The following is an 11,624-nucleotide window of genomic DNA, read 5'->3' as shown; positions in this document are numbered from 1 at the left end:
CACCCATGAGCCCCCGGTCATGAGCCAGGGCCGACCGCTGGCCGCCCACCTGCGCCTGGCGCGCACCGAGGGGGTCGGTCCGGTCGGCTATCGCAAGCTGCTGCTGGAATATGGAGGGGCCGAGGCGGCGTTGGCCGCCCTGCCTGCCCGCGCCCGGGCAACGGGGCGGGCCGACCGCCTGCGCATTCCCCCGCCCGACGAGATCGAACGGGAAATCGCCGGCACCGCCGCGATCGGCGGACGGATCCTGGTGCTGGGCGACCCGGATTACCCCGAATTGCTGGCCGACATCCACGACGCGCCGCCGGTCCTGTCGGTACTGGGCGATCCGGCGCGGCTGGGCGGACGCAGCGTTGCCATCGTGGGCGCCCGCAATGCATCGTCGGGCGGCGCGCGCATGGCCGAAAGCCTGGCGGCCACCCTGGCGACCCATGACGTTTCCATCGTATCGGGCCTGGCCCGGGGCATCGATGCCGCCGCCCACCGCGGCGCCTTGCGCGCGGGCGTCACGATCGCGGCGATCGCGGGCGGACTGGACCGCCCCTATCCGCCCGAACACGCAGAATTGCAGGACGCAATCGCCCGGCACGGCGCGGTGGTGACCGAAACGCCGCTGGGGGTCGCCCCGCAGCACCGCCATTTCCCCCGGCGCAACCGCCTGATCGCCGGCCTGTCGCTGGGCTGCGTGGTGATCGAGGCAGCGCTGCGCTCCGGCAGTCTGATCACCGCCGGCCTGGCCACCGATTATGGCCGCACGCTGTTTGCCGTCCCCGGATCGCCCCTGGATCCGCGCTGCCGGGGTGGCAACGACCTGCTGCGGCGGGGCGCGGTGCTGACGGAAAACGAACATGACGTACTGGCCGAACTGCCCCTCGCCCCGGCAGGACGGGCGCCGTTTCCGGGCATGTTCCGCCCCCCGCCCGTCCGTCCCGGACACGCGGCGAACGCGGGCGCACCGGGCATTCCCCGGCCCCCTTCGGGGCCCGGGGAGATACGCGACGCAATACTGTCCCTTCTGTCTTTCACGCCAACGCCGGTTGACGATCTTGTACGGCGCTGCCAGTTCTCGGCATCGGCTATCCTGACCGTGCTGTCGGAACTGGAGCTGGCGGGCGACGTCGAAACCCTTCCCGGGGGAAGCGTTATCCTGCCATCCACAGTCCCCGACACCGGCCGGACCCTGGAACGAGATGCGTGATCCGGAGACAGAATGACTGACGTCGTCGTGGTCGAGTCGCCTGCCAAGGCGAAGACGATCAACAAGTATCTGGGGGACGGATTCACGGTTCTCGCCTCGTTCGGCCATGTCCGCGACCTGCCGCCGAAGGACGGAAGCGTCCGCCCGGACGAGAATTTCGCCATGGACTGGGAATCCGACGAGCGCGGCAACCGCCAGATCACGGCCATCGCCAAGGCCCTGCGCGGGGCCCGGCACCTGTACCTGGCCACCGATCCGGATCGCGAGGGCGAGGCCATCTCGTGGCATGTCCGCGCGGTGCTCGAGGAGCGGAACCTGCTGAAGGGGGTGGACGTCCAGCGCGTCACCTTCAACGAGATCACCAAGTCCGCCATCCGCACGGCGATGGCCCATCCGCGCGACCTCGACCAGCCGCTGATCGAGGCGTACATGGCGCGCCGGGCGCTGGATTACCTGGTGGGCTTCACCCTGTCGCCCGTGCTGTGGCGCAAGCTGCCGGGCTCGCGCAGCGCGGGACGGGTGCAATCGGTGTCGCTGCGCCTGATCTGCGAGCGCGAGGCGGAGATCGAGGCATTCCGCAGCCGCGAATACTGGACCGTGGCCGCCCAGTTCACGACGCCCGGCGGCGCGCCCTTCACCGCGCGGTTGACCCACCTGGCCGGCCGCAAGCTGGACCAGTTCGACCTGCATGACGAGGCCGGGGCCATGGCGGCCAAGGCCGCCGTCGAGGGCGGCCGCTTCGCGGTCCGGTCGGTCGAACGGCGCAAGGTCCGCCGCAACCCGCCGCCGCCCTTCACGACGTCGACCCTGCAGCAGGAAGCCTCGCGCAAGCTGGGCATGGGCGCACAGGCCACCATGCGCACCGCGCAGCAATTATATGAAGGCATCGACCTGGGCGGCGAGACGGTCGGCCTGATCACTTATATGCGAACCGACGGCGTGCAGATGGCCGGCGAGGCCATCGCCGCGATCCGCACCCATATCGGCGAGAGCTTCGGCGCGCCCTACGTGCCGGAAAAGGCGCGGATCTATTCGACCCGCGCGAAGAACGCTCAGGAAGCGCACGAGGCGATCCGCCCCACCGAAATCACCCGCACGCCCGCCAGCGTCGCCCGCCACCTGACGGACGACCAGCGGCGGCTGTACGAGCTGGTCTGGAAACGCTCGGTCGCCAGCCAGATGCAGTCGGCCGAGCTGGACCAGGTGATCGTCGAGATCGCGGACGATGCCGGCGCGGCCGGCCTGCGCGCCACCGGATCGATGATCGCCTTCGACGGGTTCCTGAAGCTGTACAGCGAGGGCCGGGACGACGCCGGCCAGAAGGACGAGCAGGACGACGACAGCCGGATGCTGCCGCCGATGCGCGAGCGCGACCCGCTGAAGACCGGCGACGTCGCCGCCGAGCAGCATTTCACCCAGCCGCCTCCGCGCTATTCCGAGGCGTCGCTGGTCAAGAAGATGGAGGAAATCGGGATCGGCCGGCCGTCGACCTATGCCTCGATCCTGTCGGTGCTGCGCGATCGCAACTATGTCCGGCTCGATGCCCGCCGCTTCGTCCCCGAGGATCGCGGCCGGCTGGTCACCGCATTCCTGACCTCGTTCTTCGAACGCTATGTCGACACGCAGTTCACGGCGGGGCTGGAGGAGCAGCTTGACGACATCTCGGGCGGGCGCGCCGACTGGCGCGACGTCATGTCGGCCTTCTGGCAGGATTTCTCCCACGCGGTGGACCAGACGAAGGACCTGAAGATCTCCGACGTCATCAATGCGCTGGATGCCGACCTGGCCCCGCATTTCTTCCCCGCCCGGCCCGATGGCGGCGACCCGCGCGTCTGCACCGCCTGCGGCACCGGCCGGCTGGGGCTGAAGCTGGGGCGGTACGGGGCGTTCATCGGCTGTTCCAACTACCCGACCTGCCAGTTCACCCGCCGCCTGGTCGTGGACCCCAAGGAAGACGGCGAGGCCGATACGCTGAAGGACGGCATGCGCGTCCTGGGCCAGTCCCCGGCCGGCGAGGACGTGACCGTCCGGCGCGGTCCCTGGGGGCTGTATGTCCAGCAGGGCGAACCCGACCCGGAAGACAAGAAGGCCAAGCCCCGGCGCGCCACCATCCCCCGTGGAATCGAGGGAGACAAGATCACGCTGGAGCAGGCGCTGGGCCTGCTGTCCCTGCCCCGGATCGTCGGCATCCACCCCGACACGGGCGAGCAGATCGAGGCCGGGCTGGGCCGTTTCGGCCCGTATGTGAAGATGGGCGCGGTCTACGGGTCGCTGGACAAGGATGACGACATCCTGACGGTCGGGCTGAACCGCGCGGTCGACGTGCTGGCGCGCAAGCTGGCGTCGGTCCGCACGATCGCGCCGCATCCCAAGGATGGCGAGCCGGTGATCGTGCGCAAGGGCCGGTTCGGCCCCTATATCCAGCACGGGCAGATGGTGGTCAACGTGCCCCGCGGCGAGGCCATGGAGGACGTCACCCTGGACCAGGCGGTGGCGCTGCTGGCCGAAAAGGGCAAGCCGCTGAAGCCGAAGGGCAAGGCCGCCGCGAAGAAGGCACCCGCCCGCCGGACCAAGGCCGCCGCGACCGACACCGACGCGCCGAAAACCGCCGCGCCCCGGAAGGCCGCCGCCGCGAAGGCCAAGACCTCGAAGGCCGCACCCGCGAAGACGGCGGCCACCAAGGCCACGGCCGCCAAGACCGCGACCGCCAAGACGGGGGCGAAGGCCGCGGGTACGAAAGTCGGCACCACGACGCGGACACGGCGCGCGGCGGCCAGCGAGGCTGGCTGAACATGGGGGGACGGGACCTGACCGACCCGCCGCCCGACCGCCTTCCGACCGAGTCCCCGCCCCAGGCGGGCGGCCTGCCGGACCGCGAGGTCCTGCGGCGCTTCATCGCCGATGCGACCGGCCGCGTGGGCAAGCGCGAAATCAGCCGCGCCTTCGGCCTGGGGCCGGAGCACAGGACGGCTCTGCGCGCGATGCTGCGCGACCTGGCGCTGGACGGCACGCTGGTTCCCGCGGGGGCGAAGCGCTTCCGGGCGTCGGCCGCGCTGCCCGAGGCCACGGTCGTGCAGGTCACCGGCACCGATCCGGATGGCGACCCGGTGGCGCGCGCCGTCGCCTGGGATGGCGACGGCCCCGCCCCGGTGGTCTTCATGCACCCCGAGCAGAAGGGCCGCCCGGCACTGGCTCCGGGCGAGCGCGTGGTCGCGCGCCTGAAGCGCCTCGGTCCCGGCCGGTACGAGGGCCGGACACTGCGCCGCCTGACCGACGCGCCGGGACGTATCGTCGGCCTGTTCCGTCCCGCCCGGGTGACTGACGACGCCCCCCCGCGCCTGCGCGCCGAAGCCGGGCGTGTGATCCCGGCCGACCGGCGGTCCAGGGCGGAATGGATCGTCCCGGCGGGCGAGACGCTGGACGCCGGACCGGACGAAATCGTGGTTGCCGAACCGCTGCCGCAGTCCGGGCCGGGTCTGAAATCGGCCCGGATCGTCGAACGGCTGGGCCGGATGGGTGACCCGCGCTCGATCAGCCTGCTGGCCATCCACACCCATGGCATCCCCGATGTCTTTCCCGCCGAGGCGCTGGCCGAGGCCGAGCGCGCGCGCGGCGTGTCCGCCGCCGGTCGCGAAGATTTGCGCGACGTGCCGCTGATCACCATCGACGGCGCCGACGCGCGCGATTTCGACGACGCGGTCTATGCCGAGCCGGATGGCGACGGGTTCCGCCTGATCGTCGCCATCGCCGACGTCGCGCATTATGTCCGCCCCGGATCGGCCCTGGACCGCGAGGCCCGGCGACGCGGCAATTCGGTCTATTTTCCCGACCGGGTGGTCCCGATGCTGCCCGAGGCGCTCTCGAACGGCTGGTGTTCCCTGCGCCCGGGCGAGGATCGCGGCTGCCTGTTCGCCGAAATCCACATCGACGCTGCCGGCACCAAGACACGCCACCGCTTCGGGCGTGGCATCATGCGCAGCGCCGCCCGCCTGACCTATGAACAGGCCCAGGACGCCAGCGAAGGGACGACCGGCGAGAACCAGCCGGAGACCGGCCTGCCCGACGGGCTGATCACAACGCTGTTCGCGGCATGGCGCGCCCTGTCGACGGCACGGGCGCGACGTGGCACGCTGGACCTCGACCTGCCGGAGCGTCTGGTGCGATTCGACCCGCTGGGACGGATCGCCTCCATCGACCCTCGGCCCCGTTACGACAGCCATCGCCTGATCGAGGAATTCATGGTGCTGGCCAACGTTGCCGCCGCCGAGGAACTGGACCGCCGCCGCCGGCCGTGCCTGTACCGGATCCATGCCCCGCCCTCCCCCGAACGGGCCGAGGCGATGCGGGACAGCCTGTCCACACTGGGGCATGACCTGCCCCCGGTGGGGTCGTTGCGGGCGCGCGACCTGGGGGCGGTGCTGGACCGCGCATCGGGCACCGACGCCGCCGGCCTGGTCAACGAAACGATCCTGCGGGCGCAGAGCCAGGCGGAATACAGCCCGGACAACATCGGCCATTTCGGCCTGGCCCTGCCGGCCTACGCCCATTTTACCAGCCCGATCCGCCGCTACGCCGACCTGATGGTGCATCGTGCGCTGATCGGTATGGGCGCCACCCCGCCCGACGGCATGCCCGCCGCCGATGCCGCCGGGCTGGAGGAGATCGGCACGCAGGTCAGCACGACCGAGCGACGCGCCGCCGTGGCGGAACGCGAGACGACGGAACGCTATGTCGCCGCCTGGCTGGGCGAGCAGATCGGATGCGAATGTGACGGCCATATATCCGGCCTGACCCGGTTCGGCATTTTCGTGACGTTGACCCAGACCGGCGCCACCGGCCTGGTGCCGCTGTCCGCCCTGCCCGACGACGTCTGGGTGCACGACGAAGCGACCCAGACCCTGCGGGGCCGCCCGCGTGGCCCGGATGGCGGCATGCGGTTCCAGCTGGCCCAGAAGGTGACGGTGCGCCTGGTCGAGGCGACGCCGGTGACCGGCGGCCTGCTGTTCGCGCTGGTCGGGCCGCGGGACCCGTCGATGCGCGATTCCACAGCACGCGGGTCGCGGCGCCCGCGTGGCGCACGCCCGCGCTGATGCGCCTCCGGACATCCCCCGTTCCGGCGGGCCTGGCCCTGTCCCGCACGCGCGGGACGGCGCGGCGCGGCGCGTCCTTCACGCGGCCGGCGCTGTCCATTGCCCTGATCCTGATCGTGATCCAACTGGCGACGCCCGTCGCCACCCGGGCCGCCGACAGGGCCGCCGTCCCGCCGGCCGTCCCTCCCCCGGGTCCTGCGGCCAGCAACGATGCGCCGGCCGCTCCCGGCGCGCAGCCGGCCGTGGATGCGCAGCCGGTCCTTGATTCCACGATGGTGTCGTCGGTCATCGGCGCGGCGCTGGCCTTCCTGACGCCCCGCACGCTGGAAAGCCACAGCGCGCGTGAATTCTGCCTGTGGGGCCTGAACGGGCTGGGCGCGATCGACCCGTCCCTGGCCGTCGACGGGACGGGCGGACGCGTTCGGCTGTCGCTGGGGCAGGACACGCTGCTGACGCAGCCCGCGCCGCCGGATGCCGACCTCAACGGCTGGACTGCGCTGGCCGTCCGCCTGATGGAGGCCGCGTGGGCACGGTCCGCCCCGGTGCGCGAGGCCGGACGGGACGGCATGCTGCAAAGCTTCTTCGACGAATTGTTCAACCATATGGATCCGTATTCGCGCTACGTGGCCCCGATGCCGGCGACCACCGACCGCGACACCCGCACCGGCGGGACGGCGGGAACGGGCCTGACGCTGGGCCATGACGCGCGCTCGATCCTCATCACCGGGGTCAATGCGAACGGGCCGGCCTGGCCCGAAGGCCTGTCCAGCGGCCAGCGGCTCTATGCCGTCAACGGACGTTCGACCCGCGACCAGACGCCGGCGACCGTCAGCCAGTGGCTGCTGGGCGACGTGGGCAGCAAGGTCACGCTGGTGGTGGGAGACGAACGGACGCGGCGCACGGTCGTCCTGCGCCGCGCGTCCGTCCCGCCCGAGACGGTCTTCGCCTATGCCAGCGACCATACGGTCGTCCTCCGCGTCACCGCGTTCTCGGCCGACACCGCACAGGAAATGAGCCAGTATCTGGACCAGGCGTCCGACGACCCGCATCTGCGCGGGCTGGTGCTGGACCTGCGCGGCAACCGGGGCGGGGTCCTGCAGCAGGCGGTGACGACCAGTGCCCTGATGCTGGACCGGGGGGTCGCCGCGATCACCCATGGTCGCGACCAGCAGGCCAATCATATCTGGGCCGTGCAGGGGGGCGACATGACCGGCGGCGTGCCGATCGTGATCCTGGTGGACGGCCGGACCGCCAGTGCTGCCGAAATCCTGGCCGCCGCCCTGGCCGACCATCGCCGCGCCGTGGTCGTCGGCAGCGCCACGCTGGGCAAGGGCCTGGTGCAGACCATCGGCCAGATGCCCGACGGCGGCGAATTATTCGTGACCTGGAGCCGCGTCCTGGCCCCGCAGGGCTGGCCCCTGCAGGGGCTGGGCGTGATGCCGCAGATCTGCACCAGCCGGGGCGAGAACGACCTGGAACGGCAGTTGCAGGACCTCGCCGCCGGCACCGTGGACATGCGCGACGCGGTCCAGGCCGCGCGGGCGGCGCGCTATCCGCTACCGGTGTCGCGCATCCTGGACATCCGCAAGGCCTGCCCCGCGGCGATCGGCACCGATTCCGACCTCGACACCGCCCGGTCGCTGATCGACAATCCGGCGGAATACCGCGCGGCCCTGACCGCCATCCCCGAAGACATCGCCTATGCCCCCCAGGCCGAGTAGAATGCGGCCGAGCAGGACGCCATGACCGAAGCCCGCCTGCGCACCGGCCTGTGGGCCGCCGCCGTGATCCGTCATGCCAACCAGACCGGCCATCCCGCAATGGTCCTGCGGCGCGGCGACGCCGATGCGGGCGGGGTGCTGGTCGTCCTTCTGGGCCGCGCGGGCCGCCTGTCGGTGCTGGGCCAGACCCGCGCGCCCGACGGCCGTCCGGCCTGGATCAGGGGCACGGGGGCCGACCCGGTCGACCAGGAGACGGCTGATGCCTATGTCGCCCGCCAGGTGGGACGCGACCCCGACCTGTGGGTCCTGGAATTCGATGCGCCCGACCTGCTTCCTCCCTTCGAGGCCCTGCTGATCTGACGGGACGCATCCCGAGTCGGGCGCCTGTCACCCGGTGTGTCCCATGGCACACACTGCGCGGTCGCCATCGCGGTCGTGCCCTATTCAACAGGCCGCATGACACCTATGGATTGCCATAAGCCTATCTTTCGGCAAAAGAAGGCAGTGACTGGCAGCCCACCGGACCATGTCGCGTTCAGTCGACCGGACACCATACCGACACGTCCGGCGAGGGGAGAGAAGAGATTATGAAATTGCGGCACGGACTGCTCGCGGGGTCAATTCTGGCGGCGACGGTCGTCCTTGGTCCCGTCCTTTCCGTCGCCCCGGCGTTGGCCCAGCCGGTGCAGGGCCTGTATGTCGCCGGCGAAGGCGGGGCCAGCTTCAACCAGGATCAGCGCGTCCGGTCGTCACCGAACTTCCCTGACGGACGCGACAGCTACCATACGGGCGTCACCGGCATCGGCAGCGTCGGCTGGGGCCTGGGCAACGGCTTCCGGGTCGAGGTCGAGGGCGATTACCGCAATAACGGGCTGAAGAATTTCGGTTCCTCCGCCGTGCAGGGCCACGTCGGCGGACGCCAGCAGACCTATGGCGTCATGGCCAACGCCCTGTTCGACATGGATATCGGCAAAAGCTGGCTGTTCCCGTATTTCGGCGCCGGCGTCGGCTATGCCTGGCAGGGAATGAACGCCAGCGTGACCGCGCCGGGCTTCAACCAGCAGATCGGCGGCACCTTCGGCAATTTCGCCTATCAGGGCATCTTCGGCCTGGCATTCCCGATGCCGTGGGTGGTGGGCCTGTCGGCGACGGCGGAATACCGGTTCTGGACGATGTTGGGCCCGCAATCGCACGGCGCGCGGTCCGTCGGCACCATCGGCGGCTATGACAGCATCAAGGAAGAGGGGGTCGCGACCGGCAACCGCGACACGCGGACCGATTTCAATCATTCGCTGATGCTGGGCCTGCGCTACGAATTCAACCCCGCGCCCCCGCCCCCACCGCCGGCACCCGAACCGGCGGCCCCGGCCCCGGCGCAGAGCCGTACCTATCTGGTGTTCTTCGACTGGGACAAGGCGGAACTGACCGACCACGCGCGCGCCATCGTGGCCACGGCGGCCCAGGCCTCGACCCACACCGGGACGACGCGGATCGAAGTCGACGGCTATACCGACAATTCGGCCGCCCATCCCGGCCCGCGCGGCGCGCGCTACAATATGGCGCTGTCGCTGCGGCGTGCCCAGGCGGTCCAGGCCGAACTGATCCGCGACGGCGTGCCCGGTACGGCGATCGACATCCACGGCTTCGGCGAAACCCACCCCCTGGTCCCGACCGGTCCCAATACCCGCGAACCCCAGAACCGCCGCGTGGAAATCATCCTGCACTGAGACCCCGGGGAAACGCGCCACGCGCGTTTCCGCCCCCCTTGAAGCCCGCTAGAGACCACCATGACCGGGGTCCAGGGCCTCAGGCCCTGGTGGGTTCGGACAAAGCCCGAAAAATCCGGCATTCCTCAAAAAATCGGTCTGTAAACGCGGTTTGCCGAGCGAGAGCGCCGCAACGCGGCGCGCCAGGCGTACTTTCCCGAGCATCGAAGCACAGGGAAAGCGCGCCGGATCGCCGGCAAATTGCGTTTACAGACCGATTTTCAGGCGAGGCCGGTGAAGAGGGAGGTGGACAGATACCGTTCGGCAAAGGACGGCGCGATGACGACGATCGTCTTGCCCTGGTTCTCCGGACGCTCGGCCAGCTTCAGGCCGGCATGCAGCGCCGCCCCCGACGAAATGCCGATCGGCACGCCATCCAGCCGGGCGCAGCGGCGGGCGGCGGCGATCGCCTCGCGCTCGGACACCGTCAGCACGCCGTCCAGCGCGGCCAGATCCAGCGTCTGCGGGCAGAAGCCCGGGCCAATGCCCTGGATGCCGTGGGGCCCGGCCTCGTCCCCGTTCAGGATCGCGCTTTCGACCGGCTCCACGCCGTAGACCTCCAGCCCCTGCTTGCGGGGCTTCAGCGCGTGGGCGATGCCGCTGGCGGTGCCGCCGGTGCCCACGCCGGCCACCACGATGTCCACCGCGCCATCGGTGTCCGTCCAGATTTCCTCGGCCGTCGTCGCCCCGTGGATCGCGGGGTTGTCGGGATTGTCGAACTGCCGCGGCATCCAGGAATTCGGCGTCTTCTTCAGGATGTCCTCGGCCCGGGCGATGGCGCCCGCCATGCCCAGCCGCGCCGGCGTCAGTTCCAGCTGCGCATCCAGCAGGCGCAGCATCTTGCGCCGCTCCATCGACGCGCCCTCGGGCATCGTCACGATCAGGCGATAGCCGCGCGCCACCGCGACGAAGGCCAGCGAAATGCCGGTATTGCCCGATGTCGGTTCGACCAGGACCGTCTTGCCGGGGGTGATCTCGCCCCGCCGCTCGGCGGCCAGCACCATCGCCGCCCCGATGCGGTCCTTCACCGACGCCAGCGGATTGAAGAATTCCAGCTTCATCAGGATCCGGCTGGCGATCTCATCCTCGCGGGTCAGGTGGGGCAGCGCCACCAGCGGCGTCCCACCGACCGTCTCCACGATCGATTCGTACACGCGCCCCCGGGGGGGTGCCAGGCCCATCCGGCCGTCCGCCGCCACCGTCTTGTCCATGTTCGCGTCTCTCCTCCAGTCCTTGTCGTAGATTTAATCGTAATCCCCGACATAATCTACCATCACACCAAACAGAAGCGTGGATCATCGCCGCCGATGCTGTTAGGCTCAGCCGATCGTGCAACAGGCGACAACGGAACAGGGGATCAGGGGCATGCTTCTTCGGCGTGACAGGGCGATGATCGCGGTGCTCATCATGCTGGACGTCGCGTTCCATGCCGGGCGCAGCGGCACTGTCAGCGCCGCCGACATCGCCGAGCGCGCGGGCCTGGCCCGGCGGGGCATCGAACCCCTGCTCCAGACCCTGTCGCGGTCCAATCTGCTGGAAAGCGTGCGCGGGCCGCGTGGCGGCTATCGCCTGGGCCGCCCCCGGCGCGACATCACCCTGGCCGATATCGTCGAAATCGCGACGGCCGACGATTCGTCGTCCGACGACGGACCGGAAGGCGCGCTGTTCGCCCGTGTGGTTGAACCCTGTTGGCAGAAACTGGACGATTCGGTGTCCGTCCAATGCCGGAAACTGAGCCTGGACGACCTGGTCCGGCGCGCCGAATCGAGCGGCATGCGCCGTCCGCTGGCGGAACCGATCACCTTTTCGATCTAAGGGCCCGGTCCGGACGGGTCGGGGCGCCGCGGCC

At 70.3% G+C, this 11,624-nt stretch carries 8 protein-coding genes; 7 read left to right on the top strand and 1 reads right to left on the bottom strand.

Annotation, left to right across the window (positions count from 1 at the left end; genetic code table 11):
- The first annotated feature begins 19 nt into the window (after positions 1-19).
- From dprA to HLH28_RS16455, 6 genes are all read left to right on the top strand, one after another.
- Positions 20-1,198, top strand: a complete 1,179-nt coding sequence (gene dprA, locus HLH28_RS16480; protein ID WP_182961231.1) for a DNA-processing protein DprA — start codon at positions 20-22, stop codon at positions 1,196-1,198.
- Between the two features lie 12 nt (positions 1,199-1,210).
- Complete coding sequence (gene topA / locus HLH28_RS16475) at positions 1,211-3,988, top strand: type I DNA topoisomerase (protein ID WP_246396318.1); 2,778 nt, start codon at positions 1,211-1,213, stop codon at positions 3,986-3,988.
- A gap of 2 nt (positions 3,989-3,990) precedes the next feature.
- Entirely contained in the window at positions 3,991-6,288 is a 2,298-nt protein-coding gene (locus HLH28_RS16470; RefSeq protein ID WP_182961229.1) for a ribonuclease R family protein, read from the top strand.
- On the top strand, positions 6,288-8,009 hold the full coding sequence (locus tag HLH28_RS16465) for a S41 family peptidase (RefSeq protein ID WP_182961227.1): 1,722 nt from the start codon (positions 6,288-6,290) through the stop codon (positions 8,007-8,009). Before HLH28_RS16470 ends, HLH28_RS16465 begins: the two co-directional genes overlap by 1 nt.
- A gap of 21 nt (positions 8,010-8,030) precedes the next feature.
- Complete coding sequence (locus tag HLH28_RS16460; RefSeq protein WP_182961225.1) at positions 8,031-8,369, top strand: DUF1491 family protein; 339 nt, start codon at positions 8,031-8,033, stop codon at positions 8,367-8,369.
- A 227-nt stretch (positions 8,370-8,596) separates the two neighbouring features.
- Complete coding sequence (locus HLH28_RS16455) at positions 8,597-9,736, top strand: OmpA family protein (RefSeq protein ID WP_182961223.1); 1,140 nt, start codon at positions 8,597-8,599, stop codon at positions 9,734-9,736.
- Between the two features lie 260 nt (positions 9,737-9,996).
- Here HLH28_RS16455 and cysK read toward each other — a convergent pair whose 3' ends face one another.
- A complete protein-coding gene (gene cysK, locus HLH28_RS16450; RefSeq protein ID WP_182961221.1) occupies positions 9,997-10,986 on the bottom strand; it encodes a cysteine synthase A in 990 nt (329 codons plus the stop codon).
- Between the two features lie 154 nt (positions 10,987-11,140).
- On the opposite strand from cysK, the gene HLH28_RS16445 reads away from it, so the two are divergent.
- Positions 11,141-11,590, top strand: coding sequence for an RrF2 family transcriptional regulator (locus HLH28_RS16445; protein ID WP_182961219.1), 450 nt, complete (start codon positions 11,141-11,143; stop codon positions 11,588-11,590).
- Positions 11,591-11,624 lie beyond the last annotated feature (34 nt).

This window comes from Gluconacetobacter tumulisoli (genome assembly GCF_014174155.1).
In the GTDB taxonomy this organism is placed as follows: domain Bacteria; phylum Pseudomonadota; class Alphaproteobacteria; order Acetobacterales; family Acetobacteraceae; genus Gluconacetobacter; species Gluconacetobacter tumulisoli.
Note: the sequence above shows the minus strand (reverse complement) of the source record. Positions and strands in the feature narration are given on the sequence as shown.

Excerpts from the sequence above, each read along its gene's own strand:
- HLH28_RS16445 (WP_182961219.1), top strand. The coding sequence starts at position 11,141 with ATGCTTCTTCGGCGTGACAGGGCGATGATCGCGGTGCTCATCATGCTG.
- HLH28_RS16465 (WP_182961227.1), top strand. The coding sequence starts at position 6,288 with ATGCGCCTCCGGACATCCCCCGTTCCGGCGGGCCTGGCCCTGTCCCGC.
- cysK (WP_182961221.1), bottom strand. The coding sequence starts at position 10,986 with ATGGACAAGACGGTGGCGGCGGACGGCCGGATGGGCCTGGCACCCCCC.
- topA (WP_246396318.1), top strand. The coding sequence starts at position 1,211 with ATGACTGACGTCGTCGTGGTCGAGTCGCCTGCCAAGGCGAAGACGATC.
- HLH28_RS16470 (WP_182961229.1), top strand. The coding sequence starts at position 3,991 with ATGGGGGGACGGGACCTGACCGACCCGCCGCCCGACCGCCTTCCGACC.
- HLH28_RS16460 (WP_182961225.1), top strand. The coding sequence starts at position 8,031 with ATGACCGAAGCCCGCCTGCGCACCGGCCTGTGGGCCGCCGCCGTGATC.
- dprA (WP_182961231.1), top strand. The coding sequence starts at position 20 with ATGAGCCAGGGCCGACCGCTGGCCGCCCACCTGCGCCTGGCGCGCACC.
- HLH28_RS16455 (WP_182961223.1), top strand. The coding sequence starts at position 8,597 with ATGAAATTGCGGCACGGACTGCTCGCGGGGTCAATTCTGGCGGCGACG.